Origin of the sequence: Antarctobacter jejuensis, assembly GCF_052266595.1 — a bacterium.
Taxonomy (GTDB): Bacteria; Pseudomonadota; Alphaproteobacteria; order Rhodobacterales; family Rhodobacteraceae; genus Antarctobacter; species Antarctobacter jejuensis.
The window spans coordinates 68,660-89,075 of the sequence record NZ_JBQQXJ010000019.1 but is presented as its reverse complement, the minus strand read 5'-3'; the positions used below and the strand labels follow the sequence as shown (position 1 = coordinate 89,075).

The window sequence follows — 20,416 nt, the reverse complement described above, 5'->3', positions numbered from 1 at the left end:
GCATGACCCCACGTTTTCGATTTGACGGGATATATACGCCCGTCGTTACCCCCTTTGCCGGGGACAACTCCGTCCGCTGGGACGCGCTGGAACAAGTGATCGACTGGCTGATCGGGCAGGGTGTTCACGGACTGATTTCCGGCGGATCAACCGGTGAGAACTATGCCCAGACGGTCGAGGAGCGGATCGAGATCGCGCGCTTTACGGTGGACAAGGTCGCCGGACGCGTGCCGGTGGTGATTGGGACCGGCGCGATGCTGACCTCTGACAGCGTGGCGCTGGCATCAGCGGCGCGTGCCATGGGTGCCGATGCCATCCTGCTGGCCAGCCCGCCCTATGCCGTGCCGACGGACCGCGAAAACGCGCTGAACGCTTTGGCCATCGACAAGGCGGCCGACTTGCCGATCATGCTCTACAACTACCCCGGCCGCACCGGCACGATGATGGGCACAGAGTTTCTGGACCGTGTGGGCCGATCGCGGAATTTCTGCGGCATCAAGGAAAGCTCTGGCGACATCAACCGGGTGCACCTTCTGGCGCGCGACTATCCGCACATCCAACTGGGCTGTGGCATGGACGATCAGGCGCTGGAGTTCTTCGCCTGGGGTGCGCCCTTCTGGGTGTGCGGCGGATCGAACTTTCTGCCCGCCGAACACGTGGCACTCTATCAAGCCTGCGTGGTCGAGGGTGATTTTGCCAAGGGGCGGCGGATCATGTCCGCGATGATGCCCCTGATGCATGTGTTGGAGCAGGGCGGCAAATTCATCCAGACCATCAAACACGGCGTGACGATGACCGGGATCGATTGTTCGGTCGTGCGCCCGCCGCTGAAAGCGCTGAACAAGGATGACAAGCGCGCGCTGGAACAGGTGGTCCGCGTGCTGAAGACGACAATCGCCGGAATTCAGGCGGAGGGCACAAAATGAGCTTGCTGACCAAAGACGAATACAAGGCGCTGGCCGCCGGTCTGGACCTGCCCAGCGGGGCCTTCATCGACGGCGCGTTCCGTCCGGCGATCTCTGGCAACACGTTCGCCAGCGTGAACCCCGCCACCGGCGAGGATCTGGCGCAGGTTGCAGCCTGTGAGGCCGAGGACGTGGATTTCGCCGTGACCAAGGCGCGCGAGGCCTTCGAGGATGGCCGCTGGTCGCGCCTGCATCCGGGCGCGCGCAAGGAGGTGCTGATCCGGCTGGCCAAGCTGATGACGCGCAATGCCCGCGAACTGGCGGTGATGGAAAGCCTCGACAGCGGCAAGACGATCTGCGATTGCGAAACCGTGGACGTGCCCGAGACGATCCATTGCCTGAAATGGCACGCGGAACTGATCGACAAGATCTACGATCAGGTCTCACCTGCCTCCGACGATCACATCGCCATGGTGGTGCGTGAACCCATCGGTGTGGTGGGGCTGGTGCTGCCGTGGAATTTCCCCCTGCTGATGCTGGCGTGGAAGATCGCTCCGGCGCTGGCGTCGGGCTGTTCCGTGGTCGTTAAACCGGCCGAGGAAACCTCTCTGACCGCCCTGCGCGTGGCCGAACTGGCCATGGAGGCCGGGCTGCCGCGCGGTGTGCTGAACGTTGTCACCGGCGGCGGGGCAGAGGTGGGCGAACCCATCGGGCGGCACATGGACATCGACATGGTGTCCTTCACCGGTTCCACTGTTACCGGCAAGCGGTTCCTGTCCTACGCGGCGGAAAGCAACGCCAAGGAAGTGGTGCTGGAGATGGGCGGCAAGAACCCCGCCGTCGTGTTGGATGACGCCGAAAATCTCGACCGGGTTGCCGCGCATGTGGTCAATGGTGCCTTCTGGAACATGGGCGAAAACTGCTCCGCCACGTCGCGTCTGATCGTGCACAAGGCAATCAAGGCGGACCTGCTGGACCGCATCACCGCCCATGCCCGCGAATGGCCCGTGGGCGATCCGCTGGACCCGGAAACGCGGATGGGGGCGCTGGTCTCCAAGGCGCACTACGACAAGGTCTGCGGATATCTGGAACAGGCGGAAACCGTGGTCTTTGGCGGCAAAGCGGAGGGCGGTTTTTTCGAACCCACGGTGATCGAGGTGCCGGGAAATGACGTGGCGCTGGCCCGGGAAGAGATCTTTGGCCCAGTTCTGTCGGTGATCGAAGTGTCCAGTTTCGATGAGGCCATCGCCGTCGCCAATGATACAGATTATGGCCTCTGCGCCTCTCTTTTCACTGCCAATGCCAAGCGGGCTATTCGCGGGGCGCGGATGCTGCGGGCGGGGACGGTGACGGTGAACAGCTTTGGAGAGGGCGATATCTCGACCCCCTTCGGTGGATACAAGCAGTCCGGCTTTGGCGGGCGGGACAATTCGATCCACGCCCATGACCAGTACACACAGTTGAAAACGATCTGGATCGACCTCTCCGACGATGCGGAGGAGGCTGTCGATTGACGGGCTTCGCCGCGCGCCGTCTGCCGGTGCATCTGGGCCCCGCCGCCTGGGGCGCGATCCTTGGGCCGCCGCCTGCGGCCATACCTCTGACGGCGGACACGACGGCGGATTTCGTTGTCGTCGGGGCCGGATTTGCCGGGTTGTCGGCGGCCCGCCGCCTGACGCAATTGCAGCCCGGCGCAAAGGTTGTGGTGCTGGAGGCGGGGCGCGTGGCAGAGGGCGCTGCGGGCCGCAACTCCGGCTTCATGATCGACCTGCCGCATGACCTGCAGTCCGAGGATTATGCAGGCGCAGGCGATGACCGGGCGATGATCGCGCTCAACCGGCAGGCCATTGGTTTTGCCGCTGGCGCAGTCGAAGAGTACGGCATTAACGCCAATTTCTTTGATCGCGCGGGCAAGGTGAACGGCGCAGTCAGTGAGGCCGCACAGGCACATAACGTCAGCTATGCCAGACACCTGAGCACCCTTGGTGAACCCAGCGAAGTGTTGGATGCGAAGGCGATGCGCGACATGACGGGATCGGACCACTACCGGTCGGGCCTCTACACGCCGGGCACTGTCATGCTGCAACCTGCCGGGTATGTTCGCGGGTTGGCGGCGGGGCTGCGCGCCGCTGGGGTCGAAATCTGCGAAGAGACACCCGTCACCGGGTTTCAACCTGTCGGAACGGATTGGCAGGTCCAGACACCGAACAGAACAGTCACCGCCCCGCGCGTGATCCTGACGGTCAACGGCCACCTTGAAAGCTTTGGCGTTGAACGCGGGCGGCTGATGCAGCTCTTTCTCTATGCCGTGATGACCCCGGAACTGGACGCCGAGGCGCTGAGACGTCTGGGAGGCCACCCGCGTTGGGGCATCACGCCGTCCGATCCGATGGGCACCACCGTGCGCCGGATCGACAGCGGGCAGGGGGGCAACCGGCTGATCGTGCGCACCTGCGCCACCCTGCGTCCGAACATGACGCCCACAAGGGCCGACCTGACGCGCGCCGCCCGCATCATGCAGCGCAAATTCGACAGCCGCTTTCCGAAACTGGCGGGGATGCGGATGGAACACGCATGGGCCGGGCACCTGTGCCTCAGCCTGAACGGCGTTTCCGTTACACGAGAGATCGAGCACGGCGTTTACACGGGCTGTGTTCAGAATGGTCTGGGCACTGCACGCGGCACCCTGACCGGCATCGCGGCGGCGGAACTGGCCTGTGGCCATGGCAGCGCGATCACCGCGCACTTCACGGCAGAGGCCCGTCCCAAACCCCTCCCGCCACAGCCTTTCCGGCAGATCGGAGCCAATGCGCTTTTGCGCTGGAAGGAATGGCGCGCGCGTCACGAATAATGCAGGGTTCCTGCGAATCCCGCAGGAGATCGCGCCATGCGCAGCACAAAGACCATCCACGTGATTTCTGCCCATGCGGAGGGCGAAGTTGGCGATGTGATCGTGGGTGGCGTTTTGCCACCTCCCGGCGAAACCCTATGGGAGCAGAGCCGATGGATCGCCCGCGATGAGGGGTTGCGCAATTTTGTCCTGAATGAGCCGCGCGGCGGTGTGTTCCGTCATGTGAACCTTCTTGTCCCGCCCCGCCACCCCGAAGCGCAGGCGGCCTTCATCATCATGGAGCCGGAGGACACGCCGCCGATGTCCGGCTCGAACTCGATCTGCGTGTCGACCGTGCTGCTGGACGCCGGAATTGTCCCGATGACGGAGCCGGAAACCCATCTTGTGTTGGAGGCCCCCGGCGGTGTGGTGCGCGTCCGGGCAGAGTGCCGAAACGGCAAGGCAGAGCGCATCTTCGTGCGCAACCTGCCGTCCTTTGCCGGCGCGCTGGACGCGAAACTGGAGGTCGAGGGGCTTGGCACGCTGACCGTGGACACCGCCTATGGCGGCGACAGTTTTGTCATCGTTGACGCGGCGGCGCTGGGCATGGCGCTGCATGAGGATGAGGCGCATGACATTGCCCGGCTGGGTGTGCGGATCACCGATGCCGCAAACGCGCAGCTTGAATTCCACCACCCCGAAAACCCCGACTGGCGGCACTTTTCCTTTTGCCTGTTCGCCGGACCGATGACAGACGGGCCGGACGGACCCGAAGTCGGCGCGGCGGTCGCCATCCAGCCCGGCAAGGTGGACCGCTCCCCGACCGGCACGGCCCTATCGGCCCGCATGGCGGTGCTGCATGCCCGGGGTCAGATGGCCGTCGGCGACCGACTGACGGCGCGGTCGCTGATCGGCTCGCGGTTCGGCGGGCAGATCCTTGGGGAGACGCGCGTCGGCGATCGCCCCGCGATCCTGCCAGAAATTTCCGGGCGCGGCTGGATCACCGGCATGCACCAGCACATGCTGGACCCGTCCGACCCCTGGCCGCAGGGCTATCGATTGTCGGACACCTGGGGCGCGCGTTAATGGTCCTGGTTCAGCGCGTCGGCCGCCGGGATTTCACGCTCGCGCCGGGCGATATAGTCGCGCAGCGCCTCGTCTTTTGCCTCGTCCAGCTTCGGCTCTTCGTACTCGTCCAGCATCTTGCGCGCCTGTTCCAGCGCCCGTGCGGTGATCTCTTTTGACCCGTCCGCCACCCATTGTTCGATCGAGTTGTTGTCGAACAGCTCCGGCATGAAATAGGCCGTCTGAAAGTTCTCTTGCGTGTGCGGGTGGCCAAGGTAGTGACCGCCCGGGCCAATGTCGCGCACCGCTGCAAGAGCCTGATCAAAGTCATCCCATTTTGGCCCCTCGGCCATGCGGTAGGCCATGCCGCATTGTTCCGCATCCACGATGAATTTGGCGACGGAACAATGCATCCCGGCCTCATTCCAGCCTGCCGAATGCCAGATATAGTTGGCGCCGGAATGCATGACAGAGGACAGCGTCGTGGCCGATTCATAGCCCGCCTGCGCGTCGAACGTCTTTGCCCCGCCCAGCGTGTTCGAGGTGCGCCAGGGCACATCGTAGAACCGCGCCATCTGGCCGATCATGAAGTTCATCAGACTGATTTCCGGGGTTCCGGCCATCGGCGCGCCGGACTTCATGCTGACCGTGGACAGGTAGTGCCCATAGATCGCGGGCGCGCCTTTGCGGATCACCTGCGTATAGGCCAGCGCGCTCAGCGCTTCGGCGTTCAACTGCGCGACGGTTGCGGGCACGCTGGCCGGGGTGTTGGCACCGCCCAGCACGAAGGGAGAGCACAGCACCGGCTGGTTGCGACGGCAGAAGGCGCGCATCGCGCCCAGCATGGTTTCATCCCAGACGAGGGGCGAGTTGCCGTTGCAATTGCCGGTGGTGACCGGGTGCGTCTCAAGGAACTCTTCGCCAAAAAGCACCGCGCACATCTCGATCACGTCCTCGGCGTTCTTGGGCGAGGTGGTCATGCCCATGAACATCTTGTCGGAATATTTCATCGATGAGTAGGTGATGCGCAGATGACGCTGGCTGATCGGGTGATCGTAGGGTTCGACGATGTGATGCGCGGTGGAATGCAGCGCGGGCGACATGTGGCTCAGCTTGTGGAACGTCGCCAGATCGTCCAGCGTCGGATTGCGGCGCACATCGTCCAGGTCACGCAGGTAGGGCGCGCCGGTCATCGGCACAAAGACCGCGTTCCGGCCGCCCAGCCGGACGTTGTTGGCGGGGTTGCGGGCGTGATAGGTGAAATCGGACGGGATGGAGGCGATCAGCTCACGCACCAGCCCACGGTCCAGATAGACCATTTCCCCGTCGACCCTTGCCCCCGCCTTGCGCCAGTCCTCCAGCGCGATCTGGTCGCGGAACATGACGCCGACGTTTTCCAGAATGTCCATCGAGGCGGCGTCGATCCGCTCTACCTGCGCGCCGTCCATCACCTCGCACAGGGGCAGGGTGTTCGTCAGGCCGGGCAGCATCGTGATGTCGCGGGTTGCGCGGATGCTCCGGCGCGCGGCGCGGCCGCCAGAGCGGGTGCGGGGCTTGGGCGATTGTGCGTTCATGGGCGTCTCCTGATTGACCAGAGACTGCCCGCACCGTGACGTGGCGGCGTGGATGATTGCGAAAAATCGGGGACGGATACGACATGTCCGCCCCGGTCATGTCAGGTGAGATCGAAATCTGCCCCGTGTTCTTCAGTGCAAAGCACCAGTTACGGTGTGCCTTTCGGGCCACCCGGCGCCCCCCACGGGCCACCCGGTGCGCCAAACCCGCCGCCCGGACCAAAGCCTCCGCCTGCTCCGGGCACGGTGGTGACTGTGTAGGCGTTTGCCGCGCCAACGGCTTCTACCGCGGTCAGGGCGACGACGCTCATGCCGGTGATAGTCCGTGCGTATTTCGCAAGCGCACGTCTTTTGGCGAGGTCCACAGGACCTTCGTCCAATTCCTTACGGGATTCCATATAGTGCCTCGTGGGTAGCGGTTTTCTATTACAGGTTGCAGAGTATCGGCATTCCCATAGCGCTCCAAACTTTCCGAAGAAATGCGGACGCCTGGCATCGCGGATCCCGGAGAATGATGATTTATTTGCAACTAAAATTCGGCAAAATTCAATGTAAACAGTCAGTTAAATTGATTCAATCTCAGGTTGCGAGATCATGAATTGGCCCCAATTCGGCCACGCAAACTCACCATTGTGACAGCCCGCCACAAAGAAGACATTCTTTCTAAAGGCGAGTTCCCCGGAAAAGCGGGATTTGAAACAGGCGATTCTCCTGCGCCAATTCCTGACAACTGCGTGAGACCGTTTGGCCCGCACAACCTTGGTACTGGCTTTTCAGCCATAAACCGGGACAATCGCCGCGGAGGGCCCGGGCACTATGTTGAATGCTATCCGTCAGGGTGGCGGAAAGCGCACCACGGGCAGCGCCTTGGGCGCAAGACAGGGAAGAGGAAACCGGATAATGCATGACTTCCAATTCAAGAGATCGGGACCATGCCGGGGACTTGTTCTTGGCGCGATTCTTGCCGCGATGATGATGCCGACTGTCCCGGCCTTTGCGCAGGACGATGCCTTGCCGGTGGCGACCGTCAGGCTGGAGGCGCAGCAGGCGATGTCCACCGACACTTTCTTTGGCACCGTTCAGGCCAGCGACATTTCCGGCCTGTCGTATGAGGCGCGCGGCTGCGTGGTCGAGGTGTCCGAACAGGCCAAGCGTGCGCGAGTGGCCTCGGCCGGGCAGGTTCTGGTGCGTCTGGATGACAAGCGCTCCGCCCTTGCCCTGCGCACGGCAGAGGCGCGGGTTGCCGAGCTTCAGGCCCAGATCGAAGAGCGGGAATTGGCGATTCAGGCGGCCCTGGCCGATGACAAACGACGGCAGCAGGAACTGGAACTGACGACGGCGGAATACGAACGCAACAGCACTATGTTCGGCCGTGGCCTGATCAATGAGACCACGATGGAGGGCGTCGAGCGCCGGTTCATGGAGGCGCGCTTTGCCGCCGACCGTGCGCAAGAGGCCATCGCCACCGCCCGCGCAGCCAAGCGCCGGGCCGAAATCGCGCATGAGATCGGCACGCTGGACCTGCAGACCGCGAAACTGGCCCATGACATGCTGGTGCTGACCGCGCCGTTCGACGGGGTTCTTGTCGGCTTCGAAACCAACCTCGGTGACTGTGTGCAGGAGGGCGAGCGGGCCGCACAGATCTATGCGCCCAACGAAAAGTCGGTCGAGGTCTATATCCAGATCAGCCGCCTGTCCGCCACCGCAGAATCCGGCATCGCCGTGGCCTCTGACGTGCGGATTGCGCGGGTGAACGGGCAGATCTGCAACGGCGTCTTTACCCGCTTTGACACTGAGGCCGATCTGGAAAACCAGTTCGTCAAGGCCACCATCGAGGTGGATGACGCCTGCGCGCCCGACATGTTCCTGAACGAGGCGGTGGAGGTCGAAACCCTGCTGCCCGCCAAAGAGGATACCTTTGAAATCCCGGTCGACGCGTTGACGCCCGAGGATGCGGTCTACCTTGTCGATGAAGCGGCGCTTCAACTTGAATTGGTGCCGGTCGAAATCCTGCGCCTGTCCGCCCGACAGGCGCTGGTCCGGATTCCCGGAGCTGACGGACGCCTGCTGGTCACGCGCACCGGCATCGACATGGCCCCGGGAAAGAGTGTGCGCCTGGACTAGAGCGGCCGGGATCACCCGCCCGCCGTCATTCGGCGGCGGGCATGGTCCCGCTGATCGCGGCGGAGTAGAGAAAGGCCTCCAACTCCTCCGTGTCGATCGGCTTGGTCATCAATCCCACCTGCGCGCCCTCACACAGTTTCTGCAGTTCGGATGAGCGGTTGGCGGACATGACCCGCGCCGGCAGTTTGGGATCCTGCACCCGCATTTGCCGCACCAGCGACAGACCGTCCAACCCCTTGCCAAGGTGATAATCCGCCAGCATGGCGTCGGGCAGAATGCCGATATCGCTCAGCAGGGCGCGGGCCTCTTCGGCGGTGCCAACGTCCAGAACGCTGCCGCCCCAGCGTTCGATCAGCAGGCACAGGGCGCGGCGCAATTCGGCGTCGTTTTCCACCAGCATCACGATCAAACCGCTGTCCTTGAGCCTTTGACGACCCACTGCCGCCTTCGGGATCGAGGGCATCGACTGGGGGCCGCCCGCGCGCTGTGCCGAAAAGAAGAACCGCGTGCCGCGCCCGACGGTGGATTGTACGCCCATCGGATGTCGCAACTGCGCGCAGGCGCGTTCGACGATGGCCAGCCCAAGACCCAGCCCTTCGTTTGCGCTGGTAAAGGAATCCAGCCGCTCGAACTCTCGGAAGATCCGTTCTTGATCCGCCTCGGCAATGCCCGGCCCGGTGTCCCAGACCTCGAACCGCAGGGCGCTGCCCTGACGCCGCGTGCCGACAAGAACCTTGCCGCTGTCGGTGTAGCGGATGGCATTGGCGATCAGGTTCTGCAGGATGCGCCGCAGGAACCCCGGATCGCTGGCGACACTGCCCGATGCCGGCACCACCCGCAGGTCCAGCCCCTTGAGCGCGGCCAGAGGGGCAAATTCGTCCCGCAGCCCCAGCATCAGCTTTTCGACCGAAACGGCCGTGATATCGAGGCTGGCCGCACCGCTGTCCAGCTTGGAAATGTCCAGAAGCGCGTCGATGATGCTTTCGACACTGCCCAGTGCGTTCAACGCCTTGGCGGCGGCCTGCACCGCCTGCGGATCCTCGGCGCTTTCGGAAATCGCCGACATGTACAGTTTGGCGGCAGAGAGCGGTTGCAGCAGGTCATGGCTGGCCGCCGCAACAAAGCGCGACTTGGAGGCATTGGCGCGCTCCGCCGTTTCCAGCGCGTCTTCAAGTTCCAGCGTGCGTTCCATCACGCGCCGTTCCAGCAGTTCGTTCGCCTCGGCCAGCGCCCGCGCGGCCTGTCGTTCGGCGGACACATCGGTGAAGGAAATCACGAAACCCCGATCCGGCATCTCCTGCGCAAAGACGTCCAGCGTGATGTCTGTCTCTGTGCGGATCTCGAACCGCATGGGCCGCCGTCCGGTCTCCAGATGCGCCCAGGCTTTCAGGTCCTGCGTGGTCAGGCCTCCGGCATCGAACCGGGTCTGCATCTGGTCGATCAGACGGTCGAACCCCATGCCCAGCCGCAGCAGTGAAACGGGCATCGACAGCATGTCGCTGATGCGGGTATTCCAGCCGACCAGCCGGGCGTCCTTGTCAAAGATGCAGACCCCTTGGTTCAGGTGATCCAGCGTCGCCCGCAGCATCCGCGCCTGACTGTCCAGCAGCTTGCCGCGTTCCTGCCGTTCCAGCCGCATGATGTCGGTCACGTCGGTCTGCAACACCACGGTGCCGCCATCGGGCGTCCGGTGCTCCGACACCTGCAACCATCGGTCCCAGATCAGACGCACGTTGAAAATCGCGTGCAGATCCTTGTGCCGCCGCCAGCGCTGTTCGGCCCATTGTTCCGGTCCGATATGCTGCGGCAGTTCAAGGAACCGGCTCTCGGACACGGCCTTGACGAAGTCCGCAAAGGGCAGGCCGACCTTCAGATGTGGCTGCACGTCATGCAGTTGCAGGCTGAACCGGCTGTTCCACATCACCAGACAATCCTGGCTGTCGAACAGGGCGAACCCCTGCTGGACCGCCTCGATCGCGTTGGCAAGGTTCTTGCGCGCCTCTTCGGCATCGTGTTTGGCGCGGCCCAGCGCGGCATTGGACTGGTTCAGCAGGTCCAGCGTCTGTTCCAGATCGCGGGTCCGCTGGCGCACCTGATCTTCCAGCATCGCGGCGCGTTCGAACTGGGCATAGGCGGCGCCGGAATGGTCCGTGTCCTGTTCGACCCGGCGCATCAGGGCCTCGGCGATCTGCAAGAGCTTGTCGTTCTGCCGCTCGATCGGATCGGAGGGATCGATCAGGTAATGCGTCATGTCTCGTCGCAGAGCCCGTCATCGGGGGCATAGATCGCGACGCCGGTCATGGTCTGGTTCACGTGCATGCCGTTGATTTGTTCGCCGTAAGTTGAAAACCCGGTAACACGGTGCCGCGCAAGGACCGAGTCGAGCGGGCGTTTTTGCTGCTTCTTCTCTGCCTCTATGCGGCGCAGGATGCAATCGCAGGCAAGAATGCCTACGGGTGGACCATCCTGCGCATCCGTCAGCGCCGAAAGCTGGGCATCCAGATGGTCAACGATGTGATCTGCCTCGGCCAGTGTCAGCACCAGCCCTTCGTCGATTGCGGAAAAGAATTCCAGATCGCCATCCCCTGTCACCCGCTTGATGGCGCGGACGTGGTGGCTGCCGCCTAGGCGGACAACCATCGGATTGTCGGCAAAGGTGAAGGTGTCGATCTGCTCGGGGTCCTTGCCCAGCAGGCGGCCCAGTTCCCGCGCGGCGGGTTCGGCGTTGATCTGGTGGACCAGACGGCGTGAAGGATCGGCGCTGGTCACAACCATGCGCAACGAGGTCGGCGTGAAATGGTTCAGGGTGAACACCCGCACCCGGCAGCGGCTGCGAACCAGCGCCAGCACCGCGGCGCGTTCATAGGTGTGCCCGTCCAGAGCGACGTAGGTGTGTTCGAACTGCACCCCGTCCCCGGCAGAGCCGCCGAACAACTGCACAGCGCCAAGCCCCGCCGTCAGCGAAGAGGCCAGCTTGTCCTCCTGAAGGGAGAGGCCATCGACCACGAGAAAGGCAAATTCATAGGCCATGTCCGGCCTGCGTTCGGCCAGCGCTGCGCGGGCGCGGATCGTCGTCTGAGACAGGTCCTGCATTTCCCAGTCGCCAAGGTTTTCGAACAGAACGACCTCGGATTCGAAGCAGCGTTCGGGAAAGGCCACGGCCACCACCGAATTTTCGCGATAGCCGCAGCCCATCGCCAGCTCCCCGGCGGTGGTGCAGGCCATGACGGGGGCCGTGCCGAACCGGGTCGACACCTCTGCGATCATCGCCGGAAACCCGGCATCCGGCCCGGAAAACAGCACCACCAGCGCAAAAGGACCATCGCCCAGTTGCGCCACAAGATCGTCTATCAGGTTCGGCGCATCCAGATCGGCATGCGCGGTCCGCAGAACGGCGTCAGCATCGACACCCCCCGCGGACGGAGAAGGTCCTCCGTCCATCGGGTCTCCTCCCCCGGTGTTCTGTCATTGGCCGCAAAGGTTAAGAGGGGTCGGCCTGTCTTGGCAAGAGGCTTGCAAAGCTGGCCTCACCGGCGATCAGCACGGCCTGTGTCCGGCTCTGCACGCCCAGCTTGCGCATGATCGCGGTGACATGCGCCTTGACGGTGGTTTCGGCGATCGACAGGTCATAGGCGATCTGCTTGTTCAGCTTGCCTTCGCAGATCAATTGCAGGATGCGCGCCTGCTGGTTTGTCAGGGTTGCAAGCCGTGACACCGCGTCCTGCCGGTCATCCCCCTGCTGCGAGGCGTCGGCCACCTCGACAAACCCCTCTGGCAAAAAGGTCTGATCCTGCGACAGCGCGTCAAAGGCTTGCCGAAAGACGCTCCGCTGGCTGTGCTTGGGTACAAACCCCTTGGCGCCCGCGCGCATCACCGAACTGACCATGCGGTTATCGGCCATCGAGGACACGACGACGATGGGAATGCCACCGGCGGCGGTCTTCAGCCGGATCAAACCGTCCAGCCCGTTCACGTCCGGCAGGTTGAGGTCCAGCACCACAACATCCGGTCGCGCGCCGGAGTCCAGCGCGACAAGGGCATCGGACAGCAGGCTGGCGGTCTGGATATCCTCGATCCCGGCCACGGTTTTCAGCGTCATCGACAGCGCATCGCAGAACAGCGGGTGATCATCAACGATGAGCGCGGAGGCGAAGCGCCGTACTTGATCGGTCTCTGACAACGTTCTCCTCCCAGTAAAACGCGCATCACTTGATATACCGGAGGATGGTAGCAAAGCGCCAGCGGATCGGCACCTGTGCTAAGGTCTTAGTGGCGGCAGGCCCCGGCCGAAAATGGCCGGGACAGTGTCGCGGGCGGTTTACCTGTCGCCGAACATGTCGCCCAATCCGCCCAGCACCGATCCCTCGCCCTTGCTGCCGCCGGGACCGGCGGCGCGCAGGACGCGGTCGGCCAGCCGGGAAAACGGCAGGCTTTGCAGGAACACGGTGCCGGGGCCGCGCAGGGTGGCCAGAAAGATCCCTTCTCCCCCGAACACCATCGATTTGAGATTTCCGGCCCGTTCGATGTCATACTCGACGCCGCTCGTCATGGCCGCCAGACAGCCGGTATCGACACGCAGCACCTCGCCGGGTTGCAGTTCCCGCCGGATGACCGTGCCGCCGATATGAATAAAGGCCATGCCATCGCCGTTCAGGCGCTGCAGGATGAACCCTTCACCGCCAAAGAACCCGGCCCCCAGCTTGCGCTGAAAGGCGATGCCGGTGGTGGTGCCGAAGGCGGCGCAGAGAAAGGCGTCCTTCTGGCAAATCAGCTCGCCACCCATTTCCGCCATGTTCACGGGAATGATCCTGCCCGGATAGGGCGCGGCAAAGGCCACGCGCTTCTTGCCCTGACCGTTATTGGTGAAATGGGTCATGAAGATCGATTCGCCCGTCAGCACGCGTTTGCCGACGTTCATCAGCGAATCCATGATGCCGCGCGACGGGCGCGCGCCATCGCCCAGACGGGTCTCGAACCCGATGCCGTCATCCATGTAATTCATGGCACCGGCCTCGGCGATCACGACCTCGGCGGGGTCCAGCTCCACCTCGACAATCTGCATGTCGTCGCCGAAAATTTCATAGTCAACTTCATGGCACTGCATGGCAATTTGCCTCTCTGATAATGGCCAAAGGGAATGGGGCAGAGGCTAGACTGGCGGGACGAGCGAAGTCCAGAAGTGCTTCGTTATTTCAACGTCTTCTGCGTTTCACTTCAAGTAGCTCGACCGATGGAGATTTTCCAAAGCTATCCACGTAGGACTCGCATACATCCGTCCATTGCTCGTTTCTATAGAAGGCCAAGATTATGGATTTCAACCCTTGGTAAGTAATGCCAAGTTCACGCTCAAAGTCGGCCTCGAATAGAGTATTGGACATGTGACCACCACCCTCGATTTTTCGTTGCCATTTCTCAAAAATATCATGAGCCTTGTCTAAGTCATTGCGGCCCCAGTCGAACGATATGATGAGCGACTCAACGGGATATTTATCATAGTCTATGGTTTGACCAAGGATTGATACTTGGTAAGATAGTTTCCTCAGAAGTTCTTCGTGCTCGTTGTCCATTATCCGCGCTCGCTCGAGTTTGTGGCTTCTGAAGATAGTTCGGAAATGGCATTTTGCACGCTTATTTGCAGCTTCTGCCAGTCTGTATCAGAAGGCGTATTCGAAATAGAGGAGTTGTATGAATTAAGGATGGCCTGTGCGCTGAATAAAACTTCGCGAGATGCGCTTCCGACTCCGGATTTTGGAAGTGAGCTCAGTGCGGTATCAAATTCTCGTCTAATTAAATCCACTTTGGCGCCTGGATTGAAGCCGCGCTTTCCCAGCTTTGACGGTTCAATTTCGCGAATATGCTCTTGAGCTGCCTTCAAACGCTCGGTTATCGACGTCAACTGCACCCTGACAAAGACTGATTTTGCTTCGTTACTCGCTCTACGAGCGCTCTTAGCTTGTTGGAGAGAAACCAACATTCCAACAAGTGATGCTACGGATCCGCCAATCGACAAGGTGGACAATAAATCCAAGTTCTATCTCAATCTGATCTTCAAAACACTTTTCAATCTGATCATAAAAACATGTTTTCGGCAAGACGGGATAGAGCGACTTTGTGGCGAAAAGAAAAAGGGCGCCCCGCGGGACGCCCTCTCTGTCAGACCACGGGGTCAGATCACTGCATGCTGGCCAGTTCCTTGGGCAGCTTGAAGGTCCAGACGGTGCCACCCTGGTTGAGGTAGTTCACCTTGCTGGCAACCTCACCACCCCAGAGCGGAACCGCGCCGCCCCAGCCGGACACGATCGAGACATACTGCTCGCCGTCCATTTCCCAGGTCACGGGCTGGCCCACGATGCCGGAGCCGGTCTGGAAGGACCACAGAACCTCGCCGGTGGCGTCATCCAGCGCAAGGAACTTGCCCTCGGGCGTGCCGGTGAAGACAAGGCCACCCGCGGTGGTCATCACGCCACCCCAGAGCGGGGCCTCGTTCTTGTATTCCCACACCAGTTCGCCGGTGTCGGGGTCGATCGCCTTGAGAGACCCGATGTGATCCTCGTAGTTCGGCTTGATGGTGAAACCGGCACCCAGATAGGCCGCACCCTTCTTGTAGGTGATCGGCTCGTTCCAGATATCCATGCCCCATTCGTTGGACGGCACGTAGAAGTTGCCGGTGTTCTGGCTGAAGGCCATCGGCATCCAGTTCTTGCCACCCAGGAAGGAGGGCGAGGCAAAGATCACTTCGCCTTTCTTGCCGTCGGCGGCGGCGGTCGGGTCGCCGGGGCGGTTGTCCTCGTTAAAGATCGGGCGGCCGTTCTCATCAAGGCCGGAGGCCCATGTGATATCCTTGACGAAGGGCACACCGCGCACAAAGCCGCCGTCAGCCGCGTCCAGCACGTAGAAGAAGCCGTTGCGGTCTGCGGTGGCCAGACGCTGGTTGCCGTCGCGGTCGTTGTAGGCGACCACTTCGTTCACGCCGTCATAGTCCCAGCCTTCGCGCGGGGTGGTCTGGAAGTGCCACTTGATCTCGCCGGTCTTGGGGTCGATGCCGATGCGGCTGGCGGCGTAGAGGTTGTCGCCCTTGCCGGTGTTGTCCTGACCTGCGTCGCGCAGCCAGCTGTTCCACGGCGCCGGGTTGCCCGCGCCGAAGATCAGCGTATCGGTGCGTTCGTCATAGGACCCGCCCAGCCATGTCGCGCCGCCGCCGGTCTTCCACATGTCGCCCGGCCATGTCGCGTTCAATTCGCCGGTCATGGTCGAGGGTTCGCCGTTCAGCATGCCCATGTGACCTTCGATAACCGGGCGTTCCCAGACCAGATCGCCGTTTTCGACGTTGCGGGCCTGCACGGTGCCGACGATGCCGAATTCACCGCCAGAGTTGCCGGTGATCACAAGGCCGTCCACGATCAGCGGCGCGGCGGTGTAGGAGTAACCCGCCTTGTAGTCGGCGATCTTGTCGCGCCAGACGACATCGCCGGTGTCCTTGTTCAGGGCCACGAGGCGCGCGTCCAGCGTGCCGAAGATGACCTTGTCGCCATAGATCGCGGCACCACGGTTGATGACGTCGCAGCAGGGCAGGATGCCTTCGGGCAGGCGGGCGTCGTACTGCCACAGCTCTTCGCCGGTCATCACGTCGATGGCATAGAGACGCGAATAAGACCCGGTGACATACATCACGCCGTCATAGATCAGCGGCTGTGCTTCCTGTCCGCGCTGCTTTTCGCCGCCAAAGCTGAAGGCCCACGACGCCTGCAGGAACTTGACGTTGTCCTTGTTCAGCGTGTCCAGCGGGCTGTAGCGCTGCAGGTGACGGCCCATGCCGTTGGTCACGACCTGCGTGGTGATGTTCTGGTCATCGGCCAGATCGGCCTCGGAGACCTGTGCGGTGGCTGCGGTACCGGCTAGCAGGATGCTGGCGGTCGCTGCCAGGATAAATCGGTTCATGAGGTTCCCTCCCTTCATCGCCCAGGCGACGTGCGTTCACGCGCCCCTCCCGGGCGCCGCGATCAGTATTCTAGGAACACCGCGTCAGAGGTATTACACAAAGGTCGTACGCCCCTGACGGCCTTGACAAACGTGTGCAATTCCGGGTGCCTGCGCCGGGTTGCGACCATGGTCGTATGCGCGGGAAGGGGCGGGACGATTACCCTGATTCGCATGTCACGCCTTGTCCTGATCTGCGCTGCGGCGCTGCTGATTCCCCCGGTCCTTGTGGCGCAACCGCTGACCGGATCGCGCGCGGTCTATCTGGAGGATGCGCAGGGTCACAGACAGCACATCGCGGATGTGAGCTTTGACGCGGAGGGTCGGTATTCAGTGACCATGCAGGCTGCGCCGTTCACCGATCACTTCCTGTCGATGCGTCCGTTCAAATGTCTGGAAGGGCCGGACAAACACTGGTGCCATGTGCCCTATCCCTATCCTATCGCGCGGCAGGTCGGGCCGGAGGATCTGACCGACCTGGAGTATGACTTTCTGTTCCTCTGGAAAGGGGCCAGCGACTACGGCATCGATATGTGGAACGGGGTCTACTACCGGCTGACGGAAGAAGAGGGCCGGCTGGTTGGGCGTCTGCATGAAATGGATATGGGCTTGCTTGCGGTGCCCCCGGCAGAGGGCGTGATGCGGCCCCTGCGCGATGTCGATCTGGAGCAGAGCGATCCGGGCAGCCACTGGCTGCCCGTTCTGGTCATCGAATAGCGATCAGTCGGAAATCGCGGTGTTGTCCTGCGTGGTGATGCTGACAAGGTAGGACAGGATGAAATCCTGCACGGTGCGGTCCTCGATCCCCACATGGCGCATCTTGGTGCCGGGCATGAAACCGTCGTTGTCTTCCATCCAGGCGCGCAGGGCGGCCGGGGTCCAGACGATGCCGCTGGCCTCCAGCGCGATGGAATAATCATAGCCTTCATAGCTGCCCGCAGCGCGGCCAACGACGTTTTCCAGCGGCGGCCCGTAAGAGGCATCCTGCGCGTCCACGGCGTGGCAACGGCGGCATTCGCTGTCGAACAGCGCCTTGCCGGCGGAAATCTTGATCTCCTCGAAGGTGTCGGCACAGGCCGGGGCCGCGAACAGCGCGGCGGCGAGGATCAGGGCGGTCTTCATGTCTGGTCTCCCAAGAGCGGCGCGTTTCCCGGGTCCCGTGGCGTGATCCTTACCCCAAGGCGCGGGGATTCCAGCCGCTGCTTTGGTCGTATGCGCCGGGGGCGGTCAGGGGCGCCCCCGGCAGAGGAGTCATTTGATGGTGATCTCGATCCGCTGCGTTTCGCCGGTCGAGCCAGGGATCTTCATGTAATAGGTGCCCGGCTTGATCGCGAGAAAACCGATCTCCATCGTCCCGGCCTCATCGAATTCAACCGAATCGAGACCAAGGGGGCGAATTTCCAGCCCCTCGATGACGATCTCGTCGATCCAGATGGCGCGAAAGAACTCCGGCCCCACCAGCGCCAGCTCCTGACTGCCGTCTGCCTCGATCTCGAATTCGTAATAGGTGCCGGACTTCAGCTCCCAAGGGGCTTCGGAAATCGGCACCCCGGCGCTCAGGATGATGGGGGGCAGGTCCTGCTTGTTCTTGGCGGACAGGATGCCCGCCATGCCAAAGGTCACTTTGTCGTCGTCATCATCCGCGATGGCGGCAAAGGGCAGGGCGGCAAGGGTGGCGCTGGCGGCCAGCAGGCGAAGTAATGTCATTTTGGGTCCTCCCGAAACTGTGGTCCGTCTGGGGGTCAGGGGCGCAAGGCCGCGCCCCAGGGAAAACGGCCCACCTTGATGGTCTTGATCGGTTTGCGGCTGGCCACGTCGATCACGGTCACATCGCCGGACACGCCATTGGTGGTGAACAGCAGCGACTTGTCGTTGTTGAAGGCCATGTGCCAGACACGGCGGCCCACAAGGATGTAGTCCTCGACCTCGTAGCTCTCGGCGTTGACCACGGCGACGTGGTTCGACGGGCCAAGTGCCACAAAGGCGGTCTTTTCATCCTCGGTGAATTCGAATCCAACCGGCTGCACGCGGTCGGGGTGCACGCCCTTGACCGCAAATTCGATCTTGGCCAGTTCCGCCTTGCTGTCCACGTCAAAGACAGAGACCGTTCCGCCGATCTCGGCCGAGACCCAAAGCTGGGTCCCTTCCTTGGTGAATTCGGCGTGGCGGGGGCGCGAATCGACCAGCGTATTGGCGACCAGTTGCTGCGTTTCGGTGTCGATCCAATGCGCCATGTTGGTGGTTTCAGACGTGGTGATGGCGTATTTGCCATCCGGGGACACGGCCATGCCCTCCGGTTCGATGCCCACGTCGATCTGCGCCACGACGATGCGCTGTTCCACGTCCACGACGGTGGTGATCGCGTCATCCTCATTGGCGATGTAGAGGTGCCGGTTGTCCGGGTGCAGCACAAACTGTTCGGGGTCTTCGCCCGAGGGCAGATCATGCAAGACCTTGCCGGTTTCCGGGTCCATCACCTGCACCGTGTCGCTGTCAGAGGCGCAGATGTAGACGACCTTGTGATCGTGCGAAAAGGTGATTCCGCGCGGGCGCTCGCCGGTGGGGATGGTGCGCACCACCTCCAGCGTTGCGACGTCGATCACGCTGATCGTGTCGTCCTTTTCATTGGTGACCCAGATTTCCTCTGCCATGACGGCCGTCCCCATGCAGGCCAGGGACAACAGAGCGGCGGCAGCTTTTTTTTGCGTATTTTCAAAGAGAAGAAACATGAAGGATGTCCTCAATTTCCAAAGGCGGTGCATCTGGATTCCGGCTCATCGAGGCCAAGCGTGTCCAGTTCGCTGACGCGGTGCAGAAAGCCCTCCAGCGGGGCCTGCGCCACGACGGCGCGTTCGGTGACCAGGGGGATCGGCTGGCGCAGCTGGCCGTTCCACGGGCGGAAGGACAGCGGACGCCCCTTGAAGCCGGACAGTTCGAATTCCGGGCCGAGGATGTAGCCGCGCAGGATGTCCGTGTCGCCTGATCCGGTGCGGGTCACCGCCTCTCCGATCGTGCTCAGCGCGGCCCAGGCGGCATAATCGCGGGAGCGCATGGAACGGCCCGCGAGGTCATGGAAACGCGATTGCAGCTGCGCGGCACCCCATTGTTCCACCACGCCCGACCAGGCCTGCGGCACCAGCCCTTCGGAGCCGGCCACGGGGCGCGGCTCCCATGTGTTGTAGGCGATGTAGCGACCGAAATCGTGGATCTCGTCGGCAATCAGCAGGAGGTGATGATCCTTCAGGTCCTGCGTGAACAGCGGCACCTCCTGCGCGGCGTTGCGGCGCATGTCGGCGTCGAAGGCCCATGTCTTTTCCGACACCAGCCGCAGCTGGAACTTGGTCAGGCTGGTGCGCAGGGCCTCGGCAAAGGCGGCGTCTTCCGGGTGGGTGCCTTCGATCAGCGCCAGCCGGGTCCAGCGCCGTTTGACCATGAATTGCGCCAGCGCGTCGGTGCGCATGCTGTGGCTGTCGGCGGTGTGCAGGACATTGGCGCGGCAATCGGTGTCGCGCAGGCGGCGGTCCGGGGCAGAGGCATTGAAGATCAGCGCGCCCGCCGCCTCCGGCAGGTCGGCCACGCGCAGCAGCGCCTCGGCGGGGGCGTCCATGACGATCAGATCGGACTGCGCCAGCGCCGCGCGCGCCGCTGCCATCAGATCGCCGTCCAGAGGCACCTCTGTCACCTCCAGCGCGTAGCTCTGGCCAAGGAATCGGCCCGTGGTGGCGTTGTCGTTCAGGCCCAGCCTTGCGCCCGCCAGTCCCAGGTCCCCGGGCACCGGGTCCAGATTCGACAGGACGGGCGGCTGTTCCACCTCTTGCCGAAGATAGTGAACCGTGACCGACACCTCTGCCGATGCGGCGCAGGCCATCAGCAAAAGCGCGGCCAGGATGCGCGTGATCATGTCTCGAATTCCTCCCGTGGCGATGACGTTATAGGCAGGC

General features: G+C 62.7%; 19 protein-coding genes. 6 read left to right on the top strand and 13 right to left on the bottom strand.

All coding sequences use genetic code 11. The annotated features are described in order from the left end of the window. The first annotated feature begins 2 nt into the window (after positions 1-2). The 4 genes from ACTXGA_RS21115 to ACTXGA_RS21100 are packed head-to-tail and all read left to right on the top strand — an operon-like array spanning position 3 to position 4,821. Positions 3-926, top strand: a complete 924-nt coding sequence (locus ACTXGA_RS21115; RefSeq protein ID WP_443396700.1) for a dihydrodipicolinate synthase family protein — start codon at positions 3-5, stop codon at positions 924-926. Continuing rightward, positions 923-2,419 (top strand): aldehyde dehydrogenase, encoded by a 1,497-nt coding sequence (locus ACTXGA_RS21110; protein WP_443396699.1) that lies wholly within the window; start codon positions 923-925, stop codon positions 2,417-2,419. Before ACTXGA_RS21115 ends, ACTXGA_RS21110 begins: the two co-directional genes overlap by 4 nt. After that, positions 2,416-3,756, top strand: coding sequence for an NAD(P)/FAD-dependent oxidoreductase (locus ACTXGA_RS21105; protein ID WP_443396698.1), 1,341 nt, complete (start codon positions 2,416-2,418; stop codon positions 3,754-3,756). The genes ACTXGA_RS21110 and ACTXGA_RS21105 overlap by 4 nt, the downstream gene beginning before the upstream one ends. A 36-nt stretch (positions 3,757-3,792) precedes the next feature. Then, a complete protein-coding gene (locus ACTXGA_RS21100) occupies positions 3,793-4,821 on the top strand; it encodes a trans-3-hydroxy-L-proline dehydratase (protein WP_443396697.1) in 1,029 nt (342 codons plus the stop codon). On the opposite strand, the gene ACTXGA_RS21095 is transcribed toward ACTXGA_RS21100, so the two are convergent. Next, the gene (locus ACTXGA_RS21095) at positions 4,818-6,374 is read right to left on the bottom strand and encodes a trimethylamine methyltransferase family protein (RefSeq protein WP_443396696.1); all 1,557 of its coding nucleotides are present in this window, start codon (positions 6,372-6,374) and stop codon (positions 4,818-4,820) included. The two genes, ACTXGA_RS21100 and ACTXGA_RS21095, sit on opposite strands and share 4 nt — an antisense overlap. Before the next feature lie 149 nt (positions 6,375-6,523). Beyond that, on the bottom strand, positions 6,524-6,772 hold the full coding sequence (locus ACTXGA_RS21090) for a hypothetical protein (protein WP_443396695.1): 249 nt from the start codon (positions 6,770-6,772) through the stop codon (positions 6,524-6,526). Positions 6,773-7,274: 502 nt separating this feature from the next. On the opposite strand from ACTXGA_RS21090, the gene ACTXGA_RS21085 reads away from it, so the two are divergent. Further along, positions 7,275-8,498 carry an efflux RND transporter periplasmic adaptor subunit gene (locus tag ACTXGA_RS21085; RefSeq protein WP_443396694.1) on the top strand — a complete coding sequence of 408 codons (1,224 nt, stop codon included), beginning with the start codon at positions 7,275-7,277 and terminating at the stop codon, positions 8,496-8,498. A gap of 25 nt (positions 8,499-8,523) precedes the next feature. Here the strand turns inward: ACTXGA_RS21085 and ACTXGA_RS21080 are convergent, their stop codons facing one another. From ACTXGA_RS21080 to ACTXGA_RS21050, 7 genes are all read right to left on the bottom strand, one after another. Next, positions 8,524-10,749, bottom strand: a complete 2,226-nt coding sequence (locus tag ACTXGA_RS21080) for a hybrid sensor histidine kinase/response regulator (protein ID WP_443396693.1) — start codon at positions 10,747-10,749, stop codon at positions 8,524-8,526. Next, positions 10,746-11,939, bottom strand: a complete 1,194-nt coding sequence (locus tag ACTXGA_RS21075; protein WP_443396692.1) for an FIST N-terminal domain-containing protein — start codon at positions 11,937-11,939, stop codon at positions 10,746-10,748. The genes ACTXGA_RS21080 and ACTXGA_RS21075 overlap by 4 nt, the downstream gene beginning before the upstream one ends. 40 nt (positions 11,940-11,979) lie before the next feature. Further along, a complete protein-coding gene (locus ACTXGA_RS21070; protein WP_443396691.1) occupies positions 11,980-12,678 on the bottom strand; it encodes a response regulator in 699 nt (232 codons plus the stop codon). 138 nt (positions 12,679-12,816) lie between these two features. Next, positions 12,817-13,602, bottom strand: coding sequence for an AIM24 family protein (locus ACTXGA_RS21065; RefSeq protein ID WP_443396690.1), 786 nt, complete (start codon positions 13,600-13,602; stop codon positions 12,817-12,819). Between the two features lie 88 nt (positions 13,603-13,690). Then, complete coding sequence (locus tag ACTXGA_RS21060) at positions 13,691-14,065, bottom strand: hypothetical protein (protein WP_443396689.1); 375 nt, start codon at positions 14,063-14,065, stop codon at positions 13,691-13,693. Further along, the gene (locus tag ACTXGA_RS21055) at positions 14,065-14,526 is read right to left on the bottom strand and encodes a hypothetical protein (protein WP_443396688.1); all 462 of its coding nucleotides are present in this window, start codon (positions 14,524-14,526) and stop codon (positions 14,065-14,067) included. The genes ACTXGA_RS21060 and ACTXGA_RS21055 overlap by 1 nt, the downstream gene beginning before the upstream one ends. Before the next feature lie 143 nt (positions 14,527-14,669). Further along, positions 14,670-16,436, bottom strand: a complete 1,767-nt coding sequence (locus tag ACTXGA_RS21050) for a PQQ-dependent methanol/ethanol family dehydrogenase (protein WP_443396687.1) — start codon at positions 16,434-16,436, stop codon at positions 14,670-14,672. Between the two features lie 213 nt (positions 16,437-16,649). Between ACTXGA_RS21050 and ACTXGA_RS21045 the strand changes: the two genes are divergently transcribed. Then, on the top strand, positions 16,650-17,192 hold the full coding sequence (locus ACTXGA_RS21045) for a hypothetical protein (protein ID WP_443396686.1): 543 nt from the start codon (positions 16,650-16,652) through the stop codon (positions 17,190-17,192). Positions 17,193-17,195: 3 nt separating this feature from the next. On the opposite strand, the gene ACTXGA_RS21040 is transcribed toward ACTXGA_RS21045, so the two are convergent. From ACTXGA_RS21040 to pedA1, 4 genes are all read right to left on the bottom strand, one after another. Beyond that, positions 17,196-17,597, bottom strand: coding sequence for a c-type cytochrome (locus tag ACTXGA_RS21040; protein WP_443396685.1), 402 nt, complete (start codon positions 17,595-17,597; stop codon positions 17,196-17,198). Between the two features lie 129 nt (positions 17,598-17,726). Beyond that, on the bottom strand, positions 17,727-18,182 hold the full coding sequence (locus tag ACTXGA_RS21035; RefSeq protein WP_443396684.1) for a hypothetical protein: 456 nt from the start codon (positions 18,180-18,182) through the stop codon (positions 17,727-17,729). Positions 18,183-18,217: 35 nt separating this feature from the next. Continuing rightward, on the bottom strand, positions 18,218-19,204 hold the full coding sequence (locus ACTXGA_RS21030; RefSeq protein ID WP_443396683.1) for a YVTN family beta-propeller repeat protein: 987 nt from the start codon (positions 19,202-19,204) through the stop codon (positions 18,218-18,220). 11 nt (positions 19,205-19,215) lie between these two features. After that, positions 19,216-20,376, bottom strand: a complete 1,161-nt coding sequence (gene pedA1 / locus ACTXGA_RS21025; RefSeq protein ID WP_443396682.1) for a lanthanide ABC transporter ABC transporter substrate-binding protein PedA1 — start codon at positions 20,374-20,376, stop codon at positions 19,216-19,218. Between the last annotated feature and the right edge of the window lie 40 nt (positions 20,377-20,416).